This is a genomic window from Pseudoalteromonas sp. PA2MD11 (assembly GCF_017808125.1).
Taxonomy (GTDB): Bacteria; Pseudomonadota; Gammaproteobacteria; order Enterobacterales; family Alteromonadaceae; genus Pseudoalteromonas; species Pseudoalteromonas simplex.
Window position 1 is genome coordinate 258,740 of sequence record NZ_JADKNF010000002.1, and the last position, 24,239, is coordinate 282,978.

The 24,239-nt window shown below is 40.2% G+C and carries 24 protein-coding genes and 1 tRNA gene; 9 read left to right on the plus strand and 16 right to left on the minus strand.

Annotated elements, in window-relative coordinates; translation table 11 throughout:
• Positions 1-27: 27 nt before the first annotated feature.
• Positions 28-861, plus strand: a complete 834-nt coding sequence (locus ISP07_RS03885; RefSeq protein ID WP_209326858.1) for a UDP-2,3-diacylglucosamine diphosphatase — start codon at positions 28-30, stop codon at positions 859-861.
• A 49-nt stretch (positions 862-910) separates the two neighbouring features.
• Here the strand turns inward: ISP07_RS03885 and ISP07_RS03890 are convergent, their stop codons facing one another.
• Genes ISP07_RS03890 through ISP07_RS03900 form a run of 3 tightly spaced genes read right to left on the minus strand, consistent with a single transcriptional unit; the run spans position 911 to position 3,709 of the window.
• Positions 911-2,119, minus strand: a complete 1,209-nt coding sequence (locus ISP07_RS03890; protein ID WP_209326859.1) for an ABC transporter permease subunit — start codon at positions 2,117-2,119, stop codon at positions 911-913.
• Positions 2,112-2,900 (minus strand): ABC transporter ATP-binding protein, encoded by a 789-nt coding sequence (locus tag ISP07_RS03895; protein ID WP_054561430.1) that lies wholly within the window; start codon positions 2,898-2,900, stop codon positions 2,112-2,114. The genes ISP07_RS03890 and ISP07_RS03895 overlap by 8 nt, the downstream gene beginning before the upstream one ends.
• Positions 2,897-3,709: a DUF3025 domain-containing protein gene (locus tag ISP07_RS03900; protein ID WP_054553918.1), complete on the minus strand. Its 813-nt coding sequence runs from the start codon at positions 3,707-3,709 to the stop codon at positions 2,897-2,899. Before ISP07_RS03900 ends, ISP07_RS03895 begins: the two co-directional genes overlap by 4 nt.
• A 110-nt stretch (positions 3,710-3,819) precedes the next feature.
• Between ISP07_RS03900 and ISP07_RS03905 the strand changes: the two genes are divergently transcribed.
• Positions 3,820-5,445 carry a M28 family metallopeptidase gene (locus ISP07_RS03905; RefSeq protein ID WP_199529105.1) on the plus strand — a complete coding sequence of 542 codons (1,626 nt, stop codon included), beginning with the start codon at positions 3,820-3,822 and terminating at the stop codon, positions 5,443-5,445.
• Positions 5,446-5,516: 71 nt separating this feature from the next.
• Complete coding sequence (locus ISP07_RS03910) at positions 5,517-6,689, plus strand: putative manganese transporter (protein WP_209326860.1); 1,173 nt, start codon at positions 5,517-5,519, stop codon at positions 6,687-6,689.
• 60 nt (positions 6,690-6,749) lie between these two features.
• On the opposite strand, the gene ISP07_RS03915 is transcribed toward ISP07_RS03910, so the two are convergent.
• The 6 genes from ISP07_RS03915 to seqA all read right to left on the minus strand — a co-directional run bounded on the left by ISP07_RS03915 (position 6,750) and on the right by seqA (position 14,182).
• Positions 6,750-8,321 carry a dihydrolipoyllysine-residue acetyltransferase gene (locus ISP07_RS03915; protein WP_209326861.1) on the minus strand — a complete coding sequence of 524 codons (1,572 nt, stop codon included), beginning with the start codon at positions 8,319-8,321 and terminating at the stop codon, positions 6,750-6,752.
• Positions 8,322-8,329: 8 nt separating this feature from the next.
• Positions 8,330-9,307 carry an alpha-ketoacid dehydrogenase subunit beta gene (locus ISP07_RS03920; protein ID WP_058584964.1) on the minus strand — a complete coding sequence of 326 codons (978 nt, stop codon included), beginning with the start codon at positions 9,305-9,307 and terminating at the stop codon, positions 8,330-8,332.
• Entirely contained in the window at positions 9,307-10,521 is a 1,215-nt protein-coding gene (locus tag ISP07_RS03925) for a thiamine pyrophosphate-dependent dehydrogenase E1 component subunit alpha (protein ID WP_209326862.1), read from the minus strand. Before ISP07_RS03925 ends, ISP07_RS03920 begins: the two co-directional genes overlap by 1 nt.
• 269 nt (positions 10,522-10,790) lie before the next feature.
• A complete protein-coding gene (gene astE / locus ISP07_RS03930; RefSeq protein ID WP_209326863.1) occupies positions 10,791-11,846 on the minus strand; it encodes a succinylglutamate desuccinylase in 1,056 nt (351 codons plus the stop codon).
• A gap of 79 nt (positions 11,847-11,925) precedes the next feature.
• Positions 11,926-13,563: a phosphoglucomutase (alpha-D-glucose-1,6-bisphosphate-dependent) gene (gene pgm / locus ISP07_RS03935; RefSeq protein WP_209326864.1), complete on the minus strand. Its 1,638-nt coding sequence runs from the start codon at positions 13,561-13,563 to the stop codon at positions 11,926-11,928.
• A gap of 16 nt (positions 13,564-13,579) precedes the next feature.
• Entirely contained in the window at positions 13,580-14,182 is a 603-nt protein-coding gene (seqA, locus tag ISP07_RS03940) for a replication initiation negative regulator SeqA (protein WP_054553926.1), read from the minus strand.
• Between the two features lie 131 nt (positions 14,183-14,313).
• On the opposite strand from seqA, the gene ISP07_RS03945 reads away from it, so the two are divergent.
• The 5 genes from ISP07_RS03945 to fur all read left to right on the plus strand — a co-directional run bounded on the left by ISP07_RS03945 (position 14,314) and on the right by fur (position 16,856).
• Positions 14,314-15,078, plus strand: a complete 765-nt coding sequence (locus tag ISP07_RS03945; RefSeq protein WP_209326865.1) for an alpha/beta fold hydrolase — start codon at positions 14,314-14,316, stop codon at positions 15,076-15,078.
• A 99-nt stretch (positions 15,079-15,177) separates the two neighbouring features.
• Positions 15,178-15,399, plus strand: coding sequence for a DUF2788 domain-containing protein (locus tag ISP07_RS03950; protein ID WP_036968243.1), 222 nt, complete (start codon positions 15,178-15,180; stop codon positions 15,397-15,399).
• A gap of 2 nt (positions 15,400-15,401) precedes the next feature.
• Positions 15,402-15,680 (plus strand): LexA regulated protein, encoded by a 279-nt coding sequence (gene ybfE, locus ISP07_RS03955; RefSeq protein ID WP_004586673.1) that lies wholly within the window; start codon positions 15,402-15,404, stop codon positions 15,678-15,680.
• Between the two features lie 14 nt (positions 15,681-15,694).
• A complete protein-coding gene (gene fldA, locus ISP07_RS03960) occupies positions 15,695-16,222 on the plus strand; it encodes a flavodoxin FldA (RefSeq protein WP_054553928.1) in 528 nt (175 codons plus the stop codon).
• Between the two features lie 190 nt (positions 16,223-16,412).
• Positions 16,413-16,856 carry a ferric iron uptake transcriptional regulator gene (gene fur / locus ISP07_RS03965; RefSeq protein WP_054561419.1) on the plus strand — a complete coding sequence of 148 codons (444 nt, stop codon included), beginning with the start codon at positions 16,413-16,415 and terminating at the stop codon, positions 16,854-16,856.
• 68 nt (positions 16,857-16,924) lie between these two features.
• On the opposite strand, the gene ISP07_RS03970 is transcribed toward fur, so the two are convergent.
• The 7 genes from ISP07_RS03970 to ISP07_RS04000 form a co-directional block, all read right to left on the minus strand.
• Positions 16,925-17,542 carry an FKBP-type peptidyl-prolyl cis-trans isomerase gene (locus ISP07_RS03970; protein WP_054561418.1) on the minus strand — a complete coding sequence of 206 codons (618 nt, stop codon included), beginning with the start codon at positions 17,540-17,542 and terminating at the stop codon, positions 16,925-16,927.
• A gap of 73 nt (positions 17,543-17,615) precedes the next feature.
• Positions 17,616-18,017, minus strand: coding sequence for a hypothetical protein (locus ISP07_RS03975; RefSeq protein ID WP_228290505.1), 402 nt, complete (start codon positions 18,015-18,017; stop codon positions 17,616-17,618).
• A gap of 52 nt (positions 18,018-18,069) precedes the next feature.
• Positions 18,070-18,160: transfer RNA gene (locus tag ISP07_RS03980), tRNA-Ser, on the minus strand.
• 73 nt (positions 18,161-18,233) lie between these two features.
• The gene (locus ISP07_RS03985; protein WP_054553932.1) at positions 18,234-18,611 is read right to left on the minus strand and encodes a hypothetical protein; all 378 of its coding nucleotides are present in this window, start codon (positions 18,609-18,611) and stop codon (positions 18,234-18,236) included.
• A gap of 199 nt (positions 18,612-18,810) precedes the next feature.
• On the minus strand, positions 18,811-19,359 hold the full coding sequence (locus ISP07_RS03990) for an NAD(P)H nitroreductase (protein WP_209326866.1): 549 nt from the start codon (positions 19,357-19,359) through the stop codon (positions 18,811-18,813).
• A 63-nt stretch (positions 19,360-19,422) separates the two neighbouring features.
• Positions 19,423-20,133, minus strand: coding sequence for a DoxX family protein (locus ISP07_RS03995; protein WP_209326867.1), 711 nt, complete (start codon positions 20,131-20,133; stop codon positions 19,423-19,425).
• A gap of 61 nt (positions 20,134-20,194) precedes the next feature.
• Positions 20,195-22,156 carry an FAD-dependent oxidoreductase gene (locus tag ISP07_RS04000; RefSeq protein ID WP_209326868.1) on the minus strand — a complete coding sequence of 654 codons (1,962 nt, stop codon included), beginning with the start codon at positions 22,154-22,156 and terminating at the stop codon, positions 20,195-20,197.
• 199 nt (positions 22,157-22,355) lie between these two features.
• Between ISP07_RS04000 and sppA the strand changes: the two genes are divergently transcribed.
• Positions 22,356-24,221: a signal peptide peptidase SppA gene (sppA, locus tag ISP07_RS04005; RefSeq protein ID WP_209326869.1), complete on the plus strand. Its 1,866-nt coding sequence runs from the start codon at positions 22,356-22,358 to the stop codon at positions 24,219-24,221.
• Positions 24,222-24,239: the final 18 nt, after the last annotated feature.

Consider the following 24,239-nt stretch of genomic DNA (forward strand, 5'->3'; position numbering starts at 1 on the left):
TACTTTATTACACCATGAGTAAATGCCATGAATAACACCACTTGCAGTAGTAAAACCCACTATCCTGCCGTTTGGATTTCCGACGTTCACTTAGGTTATAAAGACTGCCAAGCGCAGTATCTATTAGACTTTTTAAATTCGATTGAATGCGACGTACTTTATTTGGTCGGTGATATTGTCGATTTATGGTCAATGAAACGACAGTTTTTTTGGCATCCTAGTCATTATGATGTATTAGCGCTTATTCAACAAAAAGCAAAAGATGGCACACGAGTGATCTATATACCGGGTAACCACGACGAAACCTTTCGCCATTATGCTAATGATTCATTATTCGGTATCGAAGTACACAAGCAATATATTCATACCACAAAAGCCAACAAACGGTTTTTACTTTTACATGGCGACGATTTTGACTCAGCCACGCGTTACAACAAATTAATCAGTATTGCTGGTGATGCAGGGTACGATTTTTTACTATTTTTAAATCGCTGGACTAATCGCATTCGCCGTTTATTTGGTGGTAATTATTGGTCATTGGCCTCTTGGATAAAAGCACGCGTGCATAAAGCACGTGAAGCAATTGATGCATTTGAAAAAGCGGCCATCCACGAGGCAAAAAAACAGGCTGTCGATGGCATCATTTGCGGGCATATTCATCACCCAGCCGTTAAAGTGGTTGATGGTATTTTGTATTGCAATGATGGCGACTGGATAGAAAGCTGCACTGCATTAGTAGAGAACAGCTCTGGGCGTATTGAGTTATTGCACTGGAGTGAAACACAAAAAGTGATTCACTCGGCAGACATTAGCAAACTTACACCAAAGACTGCTTATGATAAAAACCAAGATGCAGCCTAGACCTAAACGTAAAAAGCCCCTACTCGGGGCTTAAATTTATTGTAATTTACTATCTAAATAGTACATCTTCTTTATTGAACCATTTAACACAAAACGCGAGTAATGCACCTGCCACAATCACAGTCGCTAAGAAAATTAAACCCACAAGTGTATAATCGACTGTACCTTTAATGATTTCTTTGATTGCCAAAGCTACATTTGTAACAGGAATAAAAGCAGTTTTGCTCGTCAGTTCAACATTCGGCATCAAGGCAACCATAATTGGAAAAATTACACCCATGCTAAGTGGTGCCATGTAGTTTTGCGCTTCTTTAAAGGTTCGCGCATAGATAGAAATGGCCAACGCTAATGATGAGAAGATTGCAGCAATAGGTAATAACAACACAAAAATCAGCCCTAAATCTAATACGGTTAAAGAGCTAAATGCGTTTTTAACAACTGCTAAATCTACAAATGCAATGGCCACTGATATCCACACACCCATACTCAGTACAGTAATGGTGGTTGTCGCAATAGAAGAAGCAAGTAAGGTTACAAACTTACCTAACACCAGCTGTGTACGGGTGATTGGTGTAAGTAGAAGGGTTTCGAGCGTACCACGCTCTTTTTCACCAGCTCCTAAATCAATCGCCGGATACGTTGCGCCCATCAATACCAGAGGAATAAGTAGATAAGGAATAAACCCACCAATTTTCTCACCCAGATTTTCACGTTTATCTGCAGTGTCGACCTTCACCACTTTAATAGGCTCGATAATGGCAGCTTGTTGCTCTTGTGATACACCAAAGCTTAATAGTTTGTTTGTACGCAGCGTATCGCCATATTCTTTTGCCAGTTCTTTTACACGGTCAAATAGGAAGTTAATTGCTTTTGCGTCGTTATACACAACTTGCCATTCACTTTGCTTTGCATCATCTAACGTTTGCTTAGCGTCTGACGGTAAATAGATGCCCATGTCTATGGTACCTGCTTTTACCGCTTTAGTGAGATCTTCTACTGTATTAAAGGTTTCATCACCTTTATATAAAGCAAAGCTCTTATGGTAAAACACCTTATCTGTAAAATCTTGCGCGTAATTACCATTGATAATAGCGTAAGTATGGACCTCTTGTTCTGCCTCTAACGCCGCTTGTGAACTAATAAAGGCCATAACAGCAAATAACAGTGGGAAGATAGCAACCGGTAATGCAACAACGAATATCAATGTTTTACGGTCACGTAATAGCTCTTTTAATTCCTTTTTAAATACTTCAAACATCACGGCTCTCCGTTAAAATATTCATAAACGCTTGGTTTAATTCTTCACTTTGACCTGTTTGTTTAAACTCATCTAAGGTGCCATCAAAGCAACTAATTCCTTGGTTTATCACTGCAACACGGTCACAAAGTAAGGCAACTTCATCTAAATGGTGCGTTGAGAAAATAACTGGTGTGCCCTGCTCTTTAAGGCCGCGAATAAAGTTAATTACGGTTTGCGTAGTCATAATATCTAAACCAGTTGTCGGCTCATCAAGAATAACCACATCAGGATGATGAACAACAGCACGGGCAATATTGGCTTTTTGCTTCATACCTGTTGAAAGGTTTTCGGCGCGTTTATCAATAAAGCTGTGCATATCAAGTAAGGTGAATAGCTCATCACAACGAGCGGCTACCGCTTTTTTACTCATGCCATGTAAACGGGCAAAGTATTCAACGTTTTCTTTAACTGTTAAACGCCCATATAAGCCGGTACTACCTGACAGAAATCCAATTGATTTGCGGCCAACCAATGGCTTTTTAACGATATCGTGACCAGAGATGGTAATGCTGCCTTCATCTGGTTTTAAGGCTGTTGAAATCATTCTAAGGGTAGTTGTTTTACCGGCACCATTTGGGCCGAGTAACCCGAGTACTTCACCTTTGTTACATTGAAAGCTGACGTCTCTTACAGAATGAAAAAACTCTTTATCTTCACGGGGGTCTACGTTATCCGTTTTATTTTTTTTATGATCTTTTGTTAGCTTAAACTTCTTTTTAAGCCCTGCCACTTCAATCATGTGCGTTTCCTTCGTTTCGGTCTAAAGTAATCAGTGTTACTGTAAAATTCTGGATTTTCATTGTCAGTCCACCATCCCGGTACGCCTAACAAGGGTAAGGGTGATAAATTTTTATTATCACGCAAACAATCATCATGCTTAATCATCTCATAAAGACGCTGATCTAGATACGCATATTGCTCGGTTAAATCTTTACAAAATATGTCATCAGGAACAATTACAAATAATGCTTTACCCGTTAAACCAATATAAGGCTGTGTGAGCATTTCGTAGTTAGCATGGCCAAACATAAATGGTCTAATGCTTTTACCCCACTGTTCACGCTGTTCTACAAAGGCTTGCTGCCATTGGTGGTCACGTAATTGCTGCTGCCAGCTTTGTTCAGTAATTGCCAGCACCACGCCGCATTCATCAAATAAGGTAAGTGCATTTCGGTGTTTACTACGCTCTTTTAGACCATGCAGTTTAATTTCTTCAATGTGCTGATGATTAATCAGTGCTTTGGTTTTTGGGAATAAACACCAAATAAAGCCACCAAAAAGGTCATGCCAATTTTGTTGTCTTGTTGGTACTTGCCCTGTCTCAAATATGATTTGCTCATAATAACGGGTTTCATCTGCAAACTTTTCATCTTCAACAAAGGTTATGGCTTTGCCCTGTGTAGTTTTCGCATTTAGATATTGATTAAACCACTGGCAAGATGGCCAATCTGAGAGTTTATCAATATTAAATAGCGTTGCTAGGTCACTAAAGGCACCCGTTGTAAGGTATTGCGTTGACCATTGCTCGGGAGCAGTAAATCGTTTCATTGCTTATTTTTTAACTTATTGATGTATTGTGGGTAGTTTACCGTAAAAACTGGTTCTCATTAATAGAACCTCATATACTAACGCCACCATAAAACAAAAAAAGAGCTATTATGAAACGCTATTTTCCAATGACAGTCCTTGCAAGTGCTATTCTTGCGGGCTGTGCTTCAACAAGTATCACATCAAGTGATGTCGAAAAAGCCTATCAAAGTATTAACTCAGAGCAACTAGCAGAGCATATTAAAGTGCTTGCCTCTGATGAGTTCGGTGGCCGTGCACCCTCATCGAAAGGTGAAGAGCTAACGCTTGCCTATTTAACCGACCAATTTAAAGCATTGGGTTTTGAGCCGGGTAACGGTGATAGCTTCTTACAAGAAGTACCGCTTGTTTCATTAGAAGCTGATTCAGACATGGTACTTACCATTGGCGGCAAAGATTACCAATACAAAAAAGATATGGTAATGGGTAGTAGCCGTATTAGTGCTAAGCAAAGCATTAAAGATTCTGAATTAGTATTCGTTGGTTACGGTGTTAATGCACCAGAGTACAACTGGAACGACTACGAAGGCCTAGATGTTAAAGGTAAAACCGTTGTTATGCTGGTAAACGATCCTGGTTTTGCGACGAAAAACCCTGATTTATTCACCGGCGATGCCATGACCTATTACGGTCGTTGGACATACAAATATGAAGAAGCAAGCCGTCAAGGTGCAGCAGGTGCGATTATCATCCACGAAACAGCACCGGCTTCTTACCCATGGTCAGTTGTTGAAAACTCTTGGAGCGGTGAGCAATTTGGTTTCCAAAAAGAAAATAACAACATGGACCGTGTTGCTGTCGAAGGCTGGGTAACAACTGATGTTGCTAAAGAGCTTTTCACAAAAGCAGGCTTAGATTTCGATACCATGAAAGCGAATGCGGCAAAAGGCGCTTACCATGTTGATATGGGCGACCTAACTGCAAGTGTTGAAGTAAATAACACAATTAAAAAATCAATTTCGTATAACTTTATCGCGACGTTACCGGGTAGCGAAAAGCCTGATGAGCACATCATTTATTCAGCTCACTGGGATCACCTTGGTACTGATAAAACCCGCAAAGGCGACCAAATCTATAATGGCGCCCACGATAATGCAACGGGTACTGCTGGCTTAATCGAAGTTGCTGAAGCATTCGCTACCTTACCTGAGCACCCTAGCCGTTCAATGACTTTCTTAGCCGTTACTGCTGAAGAACAAGGTTTACTTGGCTCGAAATATTATGCTGCAAATCCAGTGATCCCAGCATCACAAACGGTTGCAAACATTAATATGGATAGCTTAAACCTATTAGGTAAAGTAAAAGACATCAGTGTTGTTGGTATTGGCAAATCTGAAATGGATAACCTACTAGAAACAGCTGCAAAAGCGCAAGGCCGTACAGTATCTGGCGACCCTAAACCGTCTTCAGGTGGTTACTACCGCTCTGATCACTTTGCATTTGCAAACATGGGTGTACCAGCAATGTATGCCGGTGGTGGTAGTGAAGCCCTTGATGAAGAAACGGCAAATTACCGTAAGCGTATGAGCCTAGTGCTTCGTGGTTGTTATCATCAGCCTTGCGACCGTTACCGAGATGAATGGGATTTATCAGGTGCCGTTCAGGACCTTCAGTTATTCTATCAAGTAGGTTTTGATATCTCAGAACGAAAAGAATGGCCGACCTGGAATGCCACTTCTGAGTTCCAACGCAAATAGATACAAATGAGATTGATTTTCATTTAAAATCGTACTACAGTGTAACCTGATTAATTTTAAGGTTGCACTGTATGCTCTCACTAACACAAACGAGGTTTATTCCTAACAAAGCGAGGTGTTACATTACGGACAATAAACGCTTATTTTTACCCCTTTTATTACTAATTTCTTTGGCGGTACCTGCAAGCCGAGAATTCACCCTACAAGCGCTTAGTGATGCTTTTTTTCAAGTATCTGTATTTGTTGCAGCCACCTTATTAATCTATTACTACCTTATTGATAAACTTCCTCAGTTACAGCTGAGCTATCTACGCGCTAAATCAGGCATTCTAGAGGTGAGTTTTGCCTCAATTTTAGGTGCTTTACCTGGCTGTGGGGGTGCCATTATTGTGGTAACCCAATTTACTAAAAAGCAGGCTAGCTTTGGCTCTGTTGTTGCTGTCTTAACCGCAACCATGGGTGATGCCGCCTTTTTACTGTTAGCAACCCGTCCGCTTGATGGCTTATTAATGATGTTAATCGGTGTTGCTGTGGGTATTATTAGCGGTCAGATAGTTAATACCTTTCATAACCCCAATCAATTTCAACCTGATGAAGCAGGTGAATACAGCGAGCAGCCACAATGCCAACCAAGGGCTTTGAAGTTTAGCCGACCTATTTGGAAATTTACTTTAGTACCGAGCTTGATTGTTGCTTTTGTTATCGCCACCAATACCGACTTAAGTGTATTTGGCAGTGGTATTAATGATGGCATTACTGTATTTGGCTCAATCATGGCCCTGTTCACTGTGGTTGTGTGGGCACTGTCTTCTAAAGGCAGCAGTTATAAGCAAGTAACCAGTGAAGAAGCACCTTGCACACCTCCTTCAAAACTAACGAAAGTGTTAATGGACACGCACTTTGTTACGGCCTGGGTTGTTGCCAGTTTTATGCTGTTTGAAATTCTCGTTAACCTAGTTGGTGTTGATTTAACAGCGTGGTTTTCTGAGTATGCTTATCTTGCACCGCTGGTGGCTGTGGCTATCGGCTTATTACCTGGCTGCGGGCCACAAATCGTCGTAATGACACTCTATATTCAGGGTATTATTCCATTTAGTGCGATGGCAGCCAATGCAATTTCAAATGACGGCGATGCCCTATTCCCAGCTATCGCATTAGCACCAAAAGCGGCCTTAATCGCGACGGTGTATTCAACAATACCTGCGCTGTTACTCGGTTATGGGTTGTATTTTTACGGTAAATAGCAAATACAATATTTACAATTAAAAAACCAGCCGAGGCTGGTTTTTTAATGCTTACTAATGTTAGCTCATCGCCATCATCATTTTTGCAGGGTCTTCTAAGTAAGACTTCCATAAGTTATTGAAGCGGGCAATTGTTCCGCCATCAATCACTCGGTGGTCTCCAGACCAGCTTACTTGCATAATTGCTGCTGAAATCACATTACCTTGTGCATCAAAGCGAGGTAAATGTTGCAGTTTACCTAAAGCAACAATCGCTACTTCAGGTTTATTGATGATCGGGGTTGCAATTGTGCCACCAATCGCACCGATGTTAGAAATGCTAATAGTGCCGCCTTTCAAATCATCCGGTGAAACACGACCATCACGTGCTGCTTCAGTTAAACGAGTCACTTCGTTTGCAACATCTACAATGCTCTTTGACTGGCATGATTTAATGTTTGGTACCAGTAAACCAATCTTAGAATCAACCGCCATACCGATGTTATGGTCATCAAAGTAAGTTAACTCACTGCAATCATCATTTACTTGCGAGTTTAGTACTGGGAATTGTTTAATAGCTAACGACAGTGCTTTGATAAAGAACGGCATCATAGTGAGCTTAACGCCCTGCTGCTTATACTGCTCTTTAAGCTCACTGCGCATTGCAATCAGTTTAGTTAGGTCTATTTCATCACAGAAAGTAAAGTGAGGAATTGTCGAAACTGAAGCAACCATTTGCTTAGCCATTGCCGCTTTAATGCCTTTAATAGGCTCTACGCGACTGCCACCAGAAGACGCCACAGTTGATACAGGCTCTGCCGCTTTTGGCGCAGCTTGTTGTGATGCTACTTGGCTTGGTGTTTCATTCAAGAAATCTTCGATATCTTGTTTGTAAATACGGCCATTTTTACCAGACCCTGGTACTTGCGTTAAATCAACATCAAGCTCGCGGGCTTTACGACGAACAGCAGGTGAAGCAACCGCTTTCTTATTAAGTTGTTTGCTAGAGTTTGCTGAAGCCGCAGGTTTCTGTGCTGGTTTAGTTGCTGCATTTGTTTGTGCTTTAACTACCGCAGAACTTACATCTGGCTCTGCGCTTTGCCCTGCAATGCTCATTTGGAATAATGGGCTGTGAACCGCTGCAATATCACCTTTTTGATAATAAAGCTTTTCAACTTTACCTGTGTATTTAGCCGGAATTTGCACCAATGCTTTGTCTGTCATTACATCACACACAGCTTGGTCTTCAACGATTTCATCGCCTTCACTCACTAACCACTCAACGATTTCACACTCAACGATACCTTCACCGATATCTGGTAAAATGAAATCTTCTAAGTGCTCACCAGTCTCAGATGATGCTTCAGTTGGAGTTGCAGGAGCTTGAACTTCTTCGCTTTGTGTTGGTGCTTCGCCATCAACATCCATTGCAAATAATGGTGCATGTACTTTCGCAATATCCCCTTTTGCATAATAAAGCTTACTGATCACACCATCATGAACAGCAGGAATTTGCACAAGCGCCTTGTCAGTCATAACATCACAAATAGGCTGGTCTTCTTTTACAGAATCGCCTTCTGCAACTAACCATTCAACAATTTCACACTCTACGATGCCTTCGCCGATATCTGGCAAGATAAAATCTTTAGACATACTGACTCCTAAAACTCTACTGATTGCTTAATCGCAGCAAGCACTTTAAGTGCATCCGGCACATATTCTTTTTCAAGTGCTAATGGGTATGGCGTATCTAAGCCACACACGCGAGCAATTGGCGATTCAAGGTGTAAGAAACACTCTTGTTGAATTGTTGCAACGATTTCTGCACCAAAACCATTCGTGATTGGTGCCTCGTGGCTTACCACTAAACGACCTGTTTTAGTCACTGATTTAGCAATGGTCTCAACATCCCATGGTAAAATGGTACGTAAGTCGATCACTTCACAGCTAATACCTTGCTCTGCAGCTTTTTTAGCGGCGTCTTCGATGATTTCCATCTGAGCACCCCAAGCAAGTACAGTGACATCAGTGCCTTCTTGCACGATTTCAGCTTTGCCAAGCTCGATGCTGTAATCTTCTTCTGGAACTTCACCTGTTGATGCACGGTATAAACGTTTCGGCTCAAAGAAAATAACAGGGTTATCATCTTTAATCGATGCACGAAGCAAACCTTTTGCTTGGTATGGGTTACGTGGCACAACCAACTTCAAACCCGGTGTATGAGCAAAATAAGCTTCTGGTGATTGTGAGTGATATAAACCACCTGCAATACCACCACCGTATGGAGTACGGATTGTTAGATTACCAACATTAAATTCATTACCACTACGGTAACGGAATTTTGCTGATTCATTCACGATTTGGTCAAATGCAGGGAAAATATAATCTGCAAACTGAATTTCAGCTAAAGCAGGTGCACCAAACGCCGCTAAACCATTAGCAAAACCTAAAATACCTTGCTCAGTTAACGGAGTATTGAACACACGATGCTTACCATATTTTTCTTGTAAGCCAGATGTAGCACGGAATACACCACCAAAATAACCAACGTCTTCACCAAAAATACATGCATTTGGATGCTCTGCCATGGTGATATCAAGAGCAGAGTTAATTGCATGAAGCATGTTCATTTTAGCCATTACTTTAATCTCCCTGCAGTTGTTGGATAAGCATCAGGATGCTGCAAAATGTGCTCTTTTAGTTCTTCATATTGTTTTTGCAGTGATGGGATTGGCTTATCGTACACATCAGAAATAAGGTCTTCTAATGCTGGCTTTTCAATTTTTTCAGCGCGTTTAAGCGCTGCTAAGATTTCTTCACGAATTGTTTCTTTGTCTTTCGCGTCTTGTGCTTCGTCTAACCAACCTTGCTTTAATAGCCACTTACGGAAACGCTCGATTGGACAGCCTTTGTGCTTTGCTTCTTCGTCTTTTGTACGGTAGCCGCTTGGGTCGTCACTGGTTGAGTGAGCACCTAAACGATAGGCAATCGATTCAATTAAAACAGGTTCACCTTTAGTCGTCGCAATTTCACGGGCTTTTTTCGTTGCTGCATAAACAGCAAGTGCATCAGCACCGTCAACACGGATTGTTTTAATGCCATAGCCAACACCACGTGATGCAATACCATCACCTTTAAATTGCTCATCAGCTGGTGTAGAAATCGCATAACCATTGTTACGAGCAAAGAAAATTACCGGTGCTTCATGAACTGCGGCCATATTTAAACCAGCATGGAAATCACCTTCAGACGCAGCGCCTTCACCAAAGTAACAAATAGTGATGTTATCAATAGTGCTGTTTAACTCACCGGTTTGGGCATCAATATGACGAACTTTTTGACCATATGCATAACCTGTTGCTTGCGGAATTTGTGTACCAAGCGGTGATGAAATAGTCATGTAGTTAAGTTCGCGTGAGCCATAGTGAATTGGCATTTGGCGACCTTTACCCAAATCTTTTTCATTTGAGAACATTTGATTCATGAATTGGTCAAGGCTAAAACCACGATAACGTAAAGCTGCTTGCTCACGGTATTGGGCCATGATCATATCGTTTTGATCAAGAGCTGCAGCTGAAGCTGTTACAGCCGCTTCTTCGCCTAGACACTGCATATAAAAGCTAACACGGCCTTGACGCTGTGCTGCTTGCATACGCTCATCAAGTGCTCTAATAAAACGCATTGTTTCATATAGACGGATTGCCGTTGCTTTGTCGATATCAGGTGCGGTTGCACCTTCGTAGATGTCGCCTTCCTCATTAAGAATACTTAATGTAGGGATCGTTAATGCGTGACCATCAATAAATGACAGTTCATGATTAATGTTTAGCGATACGTTATTTGGATTACTCATAACCTACCTTCTTTCGTTGTCAGAAACTTACGCAACTGCCCTTAATTATATTTTTATCAGCATGAGCTGTAAGGATAAAGTTTGCGCAATATTCAATCTAATTAAATTAAACTGCCGTCACTTTACGTTAACGTAAGTTGTTATTCAACTAATCATAGACGAATAGATGACAAATGGCTAAAAACGCATGGAAAGTTAACTATACAACAAGATAAGTTCTTTATAGTCATATAGTTAACTAAATTTAGATGGGTGTTAATGCAGAGAATTTAAATAAAGTTGCTATCAACTTGCATTGGAATAACGGTAAGCAAAGCGCGCTGACCTAAGGCTACATCAGCGTTTGGGAAGATAATAGCTTCACCGTCCACTTCCGCTTCATATCTGGTCTGACCATCAGTTGCCATTAATTCGCCCTTTGCGAAACCGGTGAAATTTTCCACATCATCAGCAAATGGAAAACTAAAGTCTTCGCAAGTACGGTTTATTGTTCTATATACAGAAAACAACTCGAAATCATCTGCATTGAATTCTTTATATTCAACAGATTTTTGACTAACTAATGCAATTAAGGTTTGTTTGGTTTTCTCAAATCGCGACATGTCGTTTTCGCCAAATGGTTTTACTTGGCCAAGTTCTACCGTAAATGAGTCAGCTCCATGTACAAACGACGAGTAGTAACTGAAGGTAGTTGCCGCTGATTTCATCATTAGTACCGTGTTTACGCCACAGCTAAGTAAAAATTGTAGTTGTGATTTTTTCCACGGTTTACCATGTAAGAAAGGATACACTGCGAACTTTTCATTTTTAGAGCCACGAATTGCTGTGTGAAGATCATAATGAAAACGCTCACTGTCCTGGTTGCCTCTAGCAAAGAAATCAGTAACCACGTCTTCAAGTAGCTTTGCACGAACTCGCTCAGGGTTTGAAGCAATGCCTTCTACAGTATGATGACCATTAAACAAACGATTTAAGTTTTCATCTACAAAACGCTTACCGATATTAATAGATTTAGGATTACCATAAATAAACAGTACACGCTGCTGCAAGGTAAGTTGTTCTGTAACGATTGACTTGATTAATTGATCGCAGATTTCAATTGGCGCAGTTTCGTTACCATGTACCGCACTTGAAAGTACAATATCTTTGTTTGTCTGCTGCGCAGGTTGAAACTCAATGATACCCGTGTCGTGAACAGTGACATCAGTACCGTTTTCAAGGGTAAATGCACAAGGTTCAAGTGAAAATTCATTGTTACGGGTCAGGGTTAAAAAGTCGCCAGTACTTTTTAATTGTTCGAGATATGAAGGAGTTGAATAGCTCATTGTTCTATCCTAAAAATGCGTGAGAGTAGAATACAAAAACGGCTGAGAATCTCAGCCGTTGTAATAGGTAAAAAAGGAATTAGCTAATTACTGAATCAACCAGCTTTTTCGCTTCTTTTTCTAATAATGCTAGATGTTCTTCACCTTTGAATGATTCAAGGTAAATTTTATAGATATCTTCAGTGCCAGATGGGCGTGCAGCAAACCAACCATTTTCAGTAACAACTTTTAAACCGCCGATAGCAGCGTTATTACCAGGAGCATGGGTTAGTTTTTGCGTAATGGCATCACCCGCTAAGGTACTTGCAGTTACATCATCCGCTGATAACGCTTTTAAACGTGATTTTTGTTCTGCATTAGCTGGCGCATCAATACGTTTATAAATAGGCGCACCGAACTCTTGCTCAAGTTCTTTATAAAGCTGTGATGGTGTTTTACCTGTTACAGCTAAAATCTCTGCAGCAAGTAGACCTAAGATGAAACCATCTTTATCAGTGTTCCAAACTGTACCATCAAAGCGTAAGAATGACGCCCCTGCACTTTCTTCACCACCAAAAGCAAGGGTACCTTTGCTTAAGCCTTCAACAAACCATTTAAAGCCTACCGGTACTTCTTTTACTTCGCGGTTATTCCGTGCAACTACTTTATCAATCATGCCGCTTGATACCAGCGTTTTACCAATTTCGACCTCTTTTGACCATTCGCGGTTATTTAACAAGTAGTCAATTGCAACTGCTAAAAAGTGATTTGGATTCATTAAGCCGTCAGGCGTAACAATACCATGGCGGTCATAATCAGGGTCGTTACCAATACCGATATCATAGTCATCTTTTAATGCAATAAGGTTTGTCATTGCATAAGGAGATGAACAATCCATACGGATTTTGCCGTCTTTATCTAAAGGCATGAACGAAAATGTTGGGTCAACAGATTTATTTACGACCGTTAAGTCTAAATTATATTTTTCTGCAATGACTGGCCAAAAGTTGATACCAGAGCCACCCAGTGGATCCACACCAATTTTGATTTTCGCATCGCTAATTGCTTTTAGATTAACGATATTAACTAAGTCATCAACATAAGGGGTAATTAAGTCTTGGTACTTAATAAAACCAGAACGTGATGCTTTAGCATATGGAAATAACTCTACTTCAACTAAGTCTTCTAAAAGTAATTGATTTGCTCTGTCTTCAATCCACTTAGTAACATCAGTATCTGCTGGGCCACCATTTGGCGGGTTATATTTAAAACCACCGTCTTCTGGCGGGTTATGTGAAGGTGTTACCACAATACCATCAGCAAGTTCATTTGGATTTTCTTTGTTATGGCAAACAACAGCATGACTGATTACCGGCGTTGGCGTGTAATCGTCATTTTCTTGTGCAATGACTTGCACTTCGTTTGCAACAAGTACTTCAATAGCAGAGTTAAAAGCCGCTTCACTCAATGCATGTGTATCTTTACCTAAGAAAAGTGGGCCAAAAATATTGTTTTCTTTACGGTAATCACAAATTGCTTGAGTGATCGCTAAAATATGCGATTCATTAAATTTTACATCGAACGAACAACCACGATGGCCAGATGTACCAAAAGCAACACAATGCTCTGGGTTTTGTTCTAGGTCTGGTTCATTTAAGTAATAAGCCGAGATCAGTTTTGGTACATTCACTAAGCTTGATTGCGGTGCAGGTTTACCTGCATCTGGATGAATCGCCATATTATTTCCTTATGGATTATAAGTAATCACGAATTTTTTCTGCTTCATCTGCGCTGTAACCTAAGCACAGTGCTACTTCGTGAAGCATCATTTTTTTTCTGGTTGTATTTGAATTTGTCATCACCCAATACTCAGTATCAGTGATATTTTTTGGATTCATGCTGCTACCGCTTTCCAGAAGTGCTTCTTTGCTTGTGGCAAAATAAACTCGATCACGGCCTTTAATTTCAAGCACGTTAGCAAAATCTTTTTTATGCGTTCTATATAAAGCAGCAAGTATAAATAAGAATCGACCAACAACACCTTTTTGCATTGCCAGCTCTTCTTTGTTTAATACATTAAACACATTACCTTTCACTTGTGTCGATGCTGTGACAGTTTCTGCAGCCTCTTCAACATTTTCGTTGCTAGGTTCAGGGCTTGATTCTTGTTCTGCTTGTTCTTGTACTTCAACAACTGGGGTTTCTTGTTCAGTTTTAGTAGTTGTTTCAACTGGGGCATTGGTGCCATCAGAGAGGTTTAATAAACGACGCAAAATGGTTGATGCACTTTCACCAATACTTTGCGTGTTGCTTGCAATGTATTGATATAACTCGTCGTCTATGTCGATTTTTTTCATGTTATTCCTGTCTTTACGGGTCACATTTTAAAAGTTCTCAATGATTATACCTAAGCTCGCAGCAATTCTCTATGTTTTGCATTTTGTAATTTCACTAGGCAAAATACTGCCATTAAAAATAGGAGTTGAAAATGCTATTAAACTACCAACAAATGGGTCAAGGTTCAGACGTTGTATTGATCCACGGTTTGTTTGGCTCACTTGAAAACCTCAATGTAATCGCAAAAGCATTAGCTGAAAATTATCGTGTAACGAATATCGATTTACGTAACCACGGTAAATCATTCCATAGCGATACCATGAATTATCATGCTATGGCTAAAGATGTCAGTGAGTTACTTGAACATCTAACTATTAGTAAAGCGCACATCATAGGTCATTCAATGGGTGGCAAAGTGGCCATGCAATTAGCACTTAATCACCCTTCACTTATCGATAAGCTTGTCGTGTTAGATATTTCTCCTGTCGCTAATAACCCTCGCCACAGTGCCATTTTTGCAGGCCTAAACGAAGTTGCACAGTCTAATATCACAGATAGAAAAGCGGCTGATGAAATACTTGCCAAGCACATTAATGAAATGGGCGTACGTCAATTTTTATTAAAAAGCTTTGCTAAAAATGATGAAGGTCACTATAAATGGCGCTTTAATTTAGCTGTTTTATACCAGCAATATGAAAATATTTTAGCGCAAGTTAGTGAAAATGATTCTTGTTTATGTGATACTTTGTTCATTAAAGGTAATGATTCTGACTACATTTTAGCAGAGCACCGCCCTGCTATTATGGCGTTGTTCCCTAATGCAAAAGCAAAAATTATTCATGGTGCTGGTCACTGGCTACATGCCCAAAAACCACTTGCTGTTAATAAAGCAATCAGCGATTTTTTAGCTCATTAATAGGGCTGATTAAATTCGCTGTTTTTGATCGTGCGCACTAAATTATTACAAATTTGTGTGATATAGTACGCGCCGTTTAATTTAAAGGTTTATACGTTGATGGTCAGTCAGTTAATTAACGAATTTGATACCTTAGGGTTGTATTTTGGCTTAGCCGGTATTTTCTTTTTTATTGGAATGGCAATTCAAGACGTCCTTAAAAAAGGTGATGTACCACGATTTGGCCGATACATCGTTTGGTTAGTGCTATTTTTAGGCTGTTCTGGGTTTATAGCGAAAGGACTTATTCAAGTCTTCTGGCAAGGCGCAGGTGTGGGCTAGACATGGCAAAGTCAGAAACAGATAGAACAACACCCGATTTATTTGAATACGAAAAGCGTCCTGGTAGGCCGAAAACAAATCCCCTACCTCGCGATATGCAATTAAAAGTAAATAAACGTAATCAAATAAAACGAGATAAAGCACGTGGTTTAAAGCGTGTAGAATTTAAGGTTTCATCACAGTTATATCAAGCATTAAGCGATATGGCAGATGCGCAGAATATTAGCCGTAGCGCGTTGATTGAAACAATTTTACAAGAAAGATTGGCTATTGATAGATAGAAGGTTTTAAATCCATGTCAAGCGTAGGTATTTTTTTCGGAAGTGACACAGGCAATACTGAACACGTAGCTAAAATGATTCAAAAAGAATTAGGTAAAAAGCTTGTAGCTGTTCACGACATTGCAAAAAGTTCTAAAGAAGAGATTGCTGAATTCGATTTATTGTTATTCGGTATTCCAACTTGGTACTACGGTGAAGCTCAATGTGACTGGGATGATTTTTTCCCTGAATTAGAAGAAGTTGACTTCGAAGGTAAACTTGTTGCTATTTTCGGCTGCGGTGACCAAGAAGACTATGCAGAGTACTTCTTAGATGCAATGGGCATGATCAACGATATCGTTACTGAGCGTGGCGCAATCGTAGTGGGCCATTGGTCAACTGAAGGCTACGACTTTGAAGCTTCAAAAGCACTCGTAGATGACAGCAACTTTGTTGGCCTTGGTATTGATGAAGACCGTCAACCAGAGCTTACTGAAAAGCGTGTTAAAGACTGGTGTGCTCAGGTTTATGACGAAATGTGTTTAGCGGAACTTGCTGATTAATAACAAGTACTACTCGCATTTACTAGCTGATGTAAAGATGCACAACCAGTTCATTTTTGTTTGAAAAATCGGCAAATAGACGAATTGTTCTTTGCACTTAGTAACTAGGCACGTTATTCTAATAGTTGCTAATGTGTCGTGTGCATCTTGATGATGCCTAGTATAACTAAATAAAATTGAGACAGATTGAATGACTGATCACAACTTGGAATTAAAAAAAGCAGGGTTAAAAGTAACCTTGCCACGTATTAAAATTTTAGAGATTCTACAATCTCCAGACAACCAACACATCAGCGCTGAAGATGTCTATAAAATTCTTTTAGACAAAGGCGAAGAGATTGGTCTTGCAACTGTCTACCGTGTTCTTAACCAATTTGATGATGCAGGTATTGTATCTCGCCACCACTTCGAAGGCGGCAAGTCAGTATTTGAATTATCAGGTAGCACTCACCATGACCACTTAGTGTGCCTAAAATGTGGCAAGGTAGTTGAGTTTGAAGACGACACTATTGAACGTCGTCAAGAAGAAATCGCAACTGAGAATGGTATTAAACTGACGAACCACTCTCTTTACCTATATGGTGAATGTGAAGACACTGCTGCGTGTAAAGAATACGCTGAATCAAATAGCTAATTAGCTATTTGGTTCAGACATAAAAAAACCTGCTTAAAGCAGGTTTTTTTATGTCTATTTGAAATCGATTAGATGATTTCTAATAGCTCAACGTCAAAGATTAACGTTGAGAAAGGAGCGATTGCTGCACCAGCACCGCGCTCACCGTAAGCAAGTTCGTGTGGTACGTATAAACGCCACTTAGAACCAGTACCCATCATTTGCACTGCTTCAGTCCAACCTTTGATTACACCGCCAACTGGGAATTCAGCTGGTTGACCACGCTCGTATGAGCTGTCAAATACTGTACCGTTGATTAGTGTACCGTGATAGTGTGCACGGATTGTTGAATCTGCAGTTGGTTTTTCACCGTCGCCTGCAGTCAGTACTTCGTATTGAAGACCTGATTCAGTTACTGTTACTTCAGGACGTTTTGCATTTTCTTCTAAGAATGCAATACCTTCAGCTGCAAGGACTTTAGCTTCTTCTTCACGACGAGCTTGGATCTCAGCGTTGATTTTCTCAAAAGCTGCTTGAATTTCTGGGATTTCAACTTGGAAATCATTACCAGTGTATGCGTCTTTCATACCTTCAAATACAGAATTTAAGTTTAAACCTTCGAATGGATTCGCTTTTAATTGCTCACCCATTTGTAAACCAATACCGTAACTTGCTTTTTCAGCGTCTGTTGTAAAATTATCTGACATGTTTTAATTCACGTTTATTTAGTTAAAAGACGTGCTCATACTAACATAAAAAAACAACGAATATCGCCTAGTTTTACTGGGTTTGCTCAGTGTTTGCACTAATTCGCTGCTTTATTTTATCAATTACAAATGTCGCAACAGGTAATGTAGCGATCATCGAAGCAATAAAAAAGCCGCTCATTAAACCATCTTTGCCTAACATAATTAAAGGCACAGCAATAAGACCCACAATCGAAATCACACATGCAGCAATGACAGGCCAATGCTTGTCGTATTTGCCAATAAGGTGCCCTACTAACACATTAAACCCAATACCATAAGCGATTGAAGATATTAGCCCGTAATCAGGCTGGGCATCATGAGCCATAGCTACAAGTACATTGATCCCGCTGTGATAAAAATAAGAAAAGATACACCAAAGCAGAACATGTTTAACAATGCGCATTAGTGTAGAAGAAGACTCGCTTGCTGACATTACTTATCTCCAGATAGCAAAAAACCGCCCTAAAGGCGGTTTTTCTAAATAATGGTGGAGAGATAGGGATTTGAACCCTAGAGGGGCTACAAACCCCTGCCGGTTTTCAAGACCGGTGCATTCGACCACTCTGCCATCTCTCCGTACGGCGCGCATAATAGTGTTTACTGCGTTCGTTGTAAAGCCTTAAATGTAAAAAACTTTAAAAAAGTATTTTTAATAGTACTGCTTCGGACGCTTTGCGATTAAAGAGCAAACTAAACAAACAATTAAACTAACAATTGCAAAACCTGAGCCCTGCACTATTACGTCTATTTTATTGAGGTTATAACTCGGTACAATAACTAATGCGAAGGCGGGTAAGCAGGTGATCGTTAAAACGTAGCAACAAATTTTAAAAGCGCGGCCGAAATCGAAACGTTTAGTGCTTTGCATCCACCATGTCAATAGAAGTAATACCACTACAGCAGACAAGCCAAGGTAATGAGGTTGTTTTGTAGACATGGCAACAAAAAATGTGACAACAGCGCCAACTAAGCCCCAAATTGACCAAGCGAACCAATTTTCTTTTTCACGTAAAAATAAGTTTCCCATTGTTCTCGTCTTCTTTATCGTTATTTTTTTAAGACTTTCCATACGTTAACAAAAAATAACCGATTAAAAAACACACTGAAGAAGAATTATTTTGTTTTTTGCATCCGTGCGCTTCTTACAGCTAAGCTAAATCTAAAAAAACTAACATAAGTAAGCTTAATAGTGTCTGACTGCTTAACTGCAAAAAAGTTCCTACTATTTATAAATTCTCAAAAAATGTCTCTGGCTTGTGTCTGATTGGTTTTTTAATGTCTACTTCTGGCGTACCTAAATAGAGGTAACCAACAATCTCATCTTGTTCTTTACAACCGAGTGCCGCTTTAACAGCAGGGCTCTGTGCAAAATAACCTGTGCGCCAAATACCCCCTAAACCTTGGGCGAATGCCGCTTGTTGCATTGCAAGTACAGCGCAGCCTGCACTTTGTACTTGTTCAATACGTGGCACTTTTGGGTTTTCAGTTACATCTGCAATGGCAATGATCATCATCGGAGATCGCAGCGGTAGCTCTTTAGCGCGCTCAATGGTTCTATCATCTTGGTTTTCAGCAACAGCGGCCTGATGATAGATATCGCCTAATATATTACGTGCATTGCCTTCAACGACAATAAATCGCCAAGGAGCAATACAGCCATGATCAGGCACTTTAATGGCCGCTCGCTTAATAATTTCAAGTTGTTCTGCAGTAGGTCCAGGTGCGATAAGGCGAGGATCTGATTGTCGAGTTTGTAATAACGTTAAAGCGTCCATGAATATTCCGTAAATGCTTAAGTACGACGCCCCTTAATAGTCGGGGCAGAAAACCCAAGCTTATCATTTATCTTTATGAGCAAGAAAGCTATTCGATACTTTTCTAGTTAACCAATAATCTAAACTAACGTAACGACCGCCCCCTACAAAAAATAAACTCAATAACATAACAAAGTATATTGCGGAAAACTCAATACCATTATTTAAGATCACAGGTTTTCCTTTCGCATAGAGGTACTCTGTATAACCATGCGTTTCTAGCAACTCACGCATTTTGGTTAACCTCTCACTGGCTTCATCAGAATTAACTAGACTAGCTTCACTACCAGGTATTGCAAGCCAATTGAGTACTCTCGCTGGGCTGGTACTGGCATCGGTAGGTGTTACAGCAAACCAGCCATTACTGGCATGCACTGTTGTTGCTGCAACCAGCATGGTGATCATTAAAGGGATTGCTGTTAAACGAGTAAATAAACCCAATAATATAAGGATCCCCCCTAAAAACTCAGTCCATGCAGCTAAAAAGGCTAATACAGAGGGCATGGGTAGGCCTAAACCCCAGTCACTATTTCCAAACCATGCAACAATATCTTCAGATGCTAAAAAGTATTGATAAAAATGAGTAACATCACCGCTTAAAGCAAGCTTATTAAAGCCTGCAATGATCATCACGGGGGCTAAAATCAAGCGAATTAATAGACTCGGTAGTCCATCTAAAAACTGCAATTTCTTTAAGGTGTGTTGGTAAAGGGGTATTAGGTGTGTGTTCAACATAGCGGTCTCGTGACTAAATAGATTAATCACATAGACCGCACGTTTTCTAGTTTTCTTTCAATTAAATTTTACGAGCGACTTGTAACGCTTCAAAAATCGCACGTTTAGCATCGATAGCAGCAGCTAGTTTTGCGCCACCAATAACATGTACTTTAGCGTTTTCGGTTTGATTGTCGAACGTTTCAGTATTTGACACCTGACCAATACAAGCAATCACAGTATCAACATCGAGAGTTTGCTCTTCACCTTTTACCGTTATCTTCAAGCCTTGCTTATCAAAGCTTAGATATTGGCACTCAGCGATTTGTTTAACACCGTGTTGTTTGGCAACTTGACGGTGGATCCAACCCGTTGTTTTACCCAGTTCACTACCAAAACGCCCTGCACTTCGCTTAAGCATATAAATTTGGCGATGGTCTTTTTCAGGCGTAGCTTCGCATTCAATACCCCATTGAGTTTTGAATTGCTCAATTGTTTGGCCTTTGTGTTCACTTAAAAAGGCAACCATATCAAAACCGATACCACCGGCACCTAGAATCGCAATTTTCTCACCGAGTTCTACTTCACCACGAATGACCTCATCGTAAGCAAATACACGTTTGCCATCACTGCATTCGATTTTAGCTTCGCGCGGACGTACACCGGTTGCAAACACCACATCATCGTATTGATTTAGCATATTGTCGGTAAACTCAGTACCAAGCTGTAAATCGACATTTAAGCGCTTTAGCTCATTGGTAAAGTAGTTAAGGGTATGGTTGAAGTCTTCTTTACCCGGTACTTGCATGGCTAAATTAAATTGGCCACCCATTTGTTCTTTACGTTCAATTAAGGTTACTTTATGACCTTTCGCTGCTAAGTAACAACTTGCAGCAAGGCCAGCAGGGCCAGCCCCCACAACCAGGACTAATCGAGAAGATGGAGCTTTTTCAAGGCTGTAATCTAACTCAAAAGCCGCTTGTGGGTTAACTAAACAGGTGGCACGTTTATTTTTAAACACATGGTCTAAGCAGCCCTGATTACAACCAATACAAATATTGATTTGTTCAGACTTATTATTAACGTATTTATTGAAAAACTCTGGATCTGCTAATAAAGGACGTGCCATCGAAATTAAATCAGACTCGCCTGCTTCTAAAATTCCATTGGCAATTTCTGGCGTGTTAATACGGTTAACCGCGATAACTGGCACTGATACCGTATCTTTTAAGCGTTTTGATGCTTCTTTAAATGCACCTGGTGGTACCATACTGGCAATCGTTGGTACACGAGCTTCGTGCCAACCAATACCGGTATTAAAGATATCAACGCCAGCTTGTTCAAGTGCTAGGGCTTGTTGTTTTACTTCATCAGGCGTTGATCCATTAGGAATTAAATCCATCACAGACAAACGAAATACAATAATGAACTTTTGACTGACTTTAGCGCGTACAGCTTTAACAATATCAACAGCCAAGCGCATGCGGTTTTCTAAACTACCGCCATAGTTGTCTGTTCTTTTATTAGTGTGGTTAGCCATGAATTCATTAATCAAATAACCTTCAGAACCCATGATTTCAACACCGTCATAACCTGCTTTTTCAGCCATTTTTGCTGAGTTAGCAAAGTCTTTGATGGTTTTTTTGATTGAACCAAACGACATTTCTTTAGGTTTATACGGATTAATAGGTGCCTGAATTGAGCTTGGCGCTTGATTGAATGGATGATATGCATAGCGACCTGCATGCAATAATTGTAAGCAAATTTTTCCGCCATGTTGATGCACTGCATCAGTATATGCTTTGTGTTTGATCACATCATAAAATGAATTAAATGTTGATGCGAACGGAGATAGCTTGCCACGAATATTTGGGCTGTAGCCACCTGTAATGATTAAACCCGTGCCGCCTTTGGCACGTGCTTCGTAGAATGCACGTAAGCGTTTGCGGTTATGCCAGCCTTCTTCTAAGCCAGTATGCATTGATCCCATAACCAAACGATTACGAAGTTCGGTATGCGGTAATTGTAATTTTTGTTCTAACATTGTGTGCCCCGTTAACTGGTCGAACCTCTATTTGAAATAGATTCTGCGGCAATAACTTAGAATAATCAACTTTTCACTGCTAATTAATCGGTAGCAAATTATCGTTTTAAACACTCTGTTACTATTTAACAGTTAATTTTAAAGTTATTCTAAGCTAAGATGAGATCACTACTAAGCTGTACTGAATTAAGGATTTATTTTGCTAGCAAAGATATTTAAAGGCATTTGGACCGGGATTAATTTTTCCCGCCGTTTGGTCCTAAACATATTATTTCTATTACTAGTAATACTCTTCTTTGTTGCCATCACAGGTGAAGAAGACCAAGTAAAAGTAGCAGACGGAACCGTGCTACGCCTAAACTTAAATGGCCCTATTGTTGAAGAAAAAACCTATGTTGATCCTGTAGAAGCAGCAATCAACGATGCAACTATGGGTAAAGAAGCACCATCAGAAATTCTTCTTGATGATGTCATTGAAGTGATCAACGAAGCAACTAAAGATGATCGCATCACTGTTATGCTTCTTGACCTACAAAAAATGCCAAGCGCGCACATTAATAAGCTAAAACAAATAACGAAAGCAATTGATGCGTTTAAAGATGCAGGCAAGCAAGTTATTGCAACGGGCTACTACTATACACAAGCACAATATTATATTGCTGCCCATGCCAATGAAGTGTCTATGCACCCATATGGTGGTGTGAGCATTGAAGGCTACGGTATGTTCCCGCTTTACTTCAAAGATGCACTTGAAAAGTTAAAAGTGACTCAACATATTTTCCGTGTGGGTACTTATAAATCAGCGGTTGAACCATTCATTCGTAATGATATGTCAGATGCGGCAAAAGAAGCGAATAGTGTTTGGTTAACTGCACTTTGGAACGAGTACAAAACTGACGTTGCAGCAAGCCGTCCATTCGATGAAAGTAATTTCGATGAAGATATGGATGTTTATCTTGCAAAAATGCAAGCAGTGGATGGTAACTCGGGTCAGTACGCGCTAAATAATCAGTGGGTTGATTCTTTAAAAACATCACAACAAATTCGCCAACAACTTATTGAGTTAGTCGGTGCAGAAGAAACAGGTAAAACCTTTAAGCAAGTAAGCTTCCGTGAGTATTTATCGCTGGTAAAACCGCCTGTTGAGTTCGATAACCCAATTACTGAAAAAGTAGCTGTCGTTGTAGCTAAAGGCACCATTGTCGATGGCGAGCGTAAAGCGGGCGAAATTGGTGGTGACTCTACTGCAGCCCTACTTCGTAAAGCGCGTCTTGATGACAAAGTGAAAGCCGTTGTACTACGCATCGATTCAGGTGGCGGTAGTATGTTTGCTTCTGAAGTTATCCGCGCTGAAGTATTAGCACTTAAGGCAGCGGGTAAACCGGTTATCGCTTCAATGAGCTCAGTGGCAGCATCAGGTGGTTACTGGATTGCATCTGCAGCCAATGAAATTTGGGCAGCCCCTAGCACAATTACAGGTTCAATTGGTGTATTCGGTACTTTCATGACGTTTGAGAATACCATGGCTGAATTAGGTATTTACTCAGATGGTGTTGCAACAACTGATCTTGCTGGCTTCTCTATTGCACGCCCACTTGACGAGAAAATGTCAGACATCATTCAAATGAGCGTTGAAAATGCATATAAACGCTTTTTAAATGTAGTGGCTGAAGCACGTAACATGACGCCTGAGCAAGTTGATAAAATTGCCCAAGGCCGTGTATGGATTGCAACTCAAGCAAAAGAACTAGGTTTAGTTGATAAGCTTGGCGATAAGCAAGATGCAATTAAGGCGGCAGCTGAGCTTGCTAAGCTTAATCATTATGATGTTAAGACCATCAAACAGTCATTAACACCACAAGAGCAAATGCTGCAAGATATCTTTGGCACCGCGGCTGTTAAGAGCTTCTTTGCTAAGTCTGATTCATCACACTCAGTACTCGCAACACAAGCTAACTTACAAAGCCTTATTAATCAGTTAAGTAGTGAGATCGATAATCTAAAAGATTACAACGATCCACAAGGCGTTTACGCTCGTTGTTTAGTGTGTAATGTAATTCAATAAGTTACTTAGCTAAGCGAT

What these genes read in the sequence shown, in the direction of transcription:
- ISP07_RS03900 (WP_054553918.1), bottom strand. Translation starts at nt 3,709, where the DNA reads ATGAAACGATTTACTGCTCCCGAGCAATGGTCAACGCAATACCTTACA.
- ISP07_RS03975 (WP_228290505.1), bottom strand. Translation starts at nt 18,017, where the DNA reads ATGTCAGCAAGCGAGTCTTCTTCTACACTAATGCGCATTGTTAAACAT.
- pgm (WP_209326864.1), bottom strand. Translation starts at nt 13,563, where the DNA reads ATGGCGATTCATCCAGATGCAGGTAAACCTGCACCGCAATCAAGCTTA.
- ISP07_RS03945 (WP_209326865.1), top strand. Translation starts at nt 14,314, where the DNA reads ATGCTATTAAACTACCAACAAATGGGTCAAGGTTCAGACGTTGTATTG.
- ISP07_RS03905 (WP_199529105.1), top strand. Translation starts at nt 3,820, where the DNA reads ATGAAACGCTATTTTCCAATGACAGTCCTTGCAAGTGCTATTCTTGCG.
- fldA (WP_054553928.1), top strand. Translation starts at nt 15,695, where the DNA reads ATGTCAAGCGTAGGTATTTTTTTCGGAAGTGACACAGGCAATACTGAA.
- ISP07_RS03920 (WP_058584964.1), bottom strand. Translation starts at nt 9,307, where the DNA reads ATGGCTAAAATGAACATGCTTCATGCAATTAACTCTGCTCTTGATATC.
- ISP07_RS03910 (WP_209326860.1), top strand. Translation starts at nt 5,517, where the DNA reads ATGCTCTCACTAACACAAACGAGGTTTATTCCTAACAAAGCGAGGTGT.
- ISP07_RS03890 (WP_209326859.1), bottom strand. Translation starts at nt 2,119, where the DNA reads ATGTTTGAAGTATTTAAAAAGGAATTAAAAGAGCTATTACGTGACCGT.
- ISP07_RS03995 (WP_209326867.1), bottom strand. Translation starts at nt 20,133, where the DNA reads ATGTTGAACACACACCTAATACCCCTTTACCAACACACCTTAAAGAAA.
- ISP07_RS03915 (WP_209326861.1), bottom strand. Translation starts at nt 8,321, where the DNA reads ATGTCTAAAGATTTTATCTTGCCAGATATCGGCGAAGGCATCGTAGAG.
- ISP07_RS03885 (WP_209326858.1), top strand. Translation starts at nt 28, where the DNA reads ATGAATAACACCACTTGCAGTAGTAAAACCCACTATCCTGCCGTTTGG.
- ISP07_RS04000 (WP_209326868.1), bottom strand. Translation starts at nt 22,156, where the DNA reads ATGTTAGAACAAAAATTACAATTACCGCATACCGAACTTCGTAATCGT.
- ISP07_RS03950 (WP_036968243.1), top strand. Translation starts at nt 15,178, where the DNA reads ATGGTCAGTCAGTTAATTAACGAATTTGATACCTTAGGGTTGTATTTT.
- astE (WP_209326863.1), bottom strand. Translation starts at nt 11,846, where the DNA reads ATGAGCTATTCAACTCCTTCATATCTCGAACAATTAAAAAGTACTGGC.
- ISP07_RS03925 (WP_209326862.1), bottom strand. Translation starts at nt 10,521, where the DNA reads ATGAGTAATCCAAATAACGTATCGCTAAACATTAATCATGAACTGTCA.
- ISP07_RS03990 (WP_209326866.1), bottom strand. Translation starts at nt 19,359, where the DNA reads ATGGACGCTTTAACGTTATTACAAACTCGACAATCAGATCCTCGCCTT.
- fur (WP_054561419.1), top strand. Translation starts at nt 16,413, where the DNA reads ATGACTGATCACAACTTGGAATTAAAAAAAGCAGGGTTAAAAGTAACC.
- seqA (WP_054553926.1), bottom strand. Translation starts at nt 14,182, where the DNA reads ATGAAAAAAATCGACATAGACGACGAGTTATATCAATACATTGCAAGC.
- ISP07_RS03970 (WP_054561418.1), bottom strand. Translation starts at nt 17,542, where the DNA reads ATGTCAGATAATTTTACAACAGACGCTGAAAAAGCAAGTTACGGTATT.
- ISP07_RS03985 (WP_054553932.1), bottom strand. Translation starts at nt 18,611, where the DNA reads ATGGGAAACTTATTTTTACGTGAAAAAGAAAATTGGTTCGCTTGGTCA.
- ISP07_RS03895 (WP_054561430.1), bottom strand. Translation starts at nt 2,900, where the DNA reads ATGATTGAAGTGGCAGGGCTTAAAAAGAAGTTTAAGCTAACAAAAGAT.
- ybfE (WP_004586673.1), top strand. Translation starts at nt 15,402, where the DNA reads ATGGCAAAGTCAGAAACAGATAGAACAACACCCGATTTATTTGAATAC.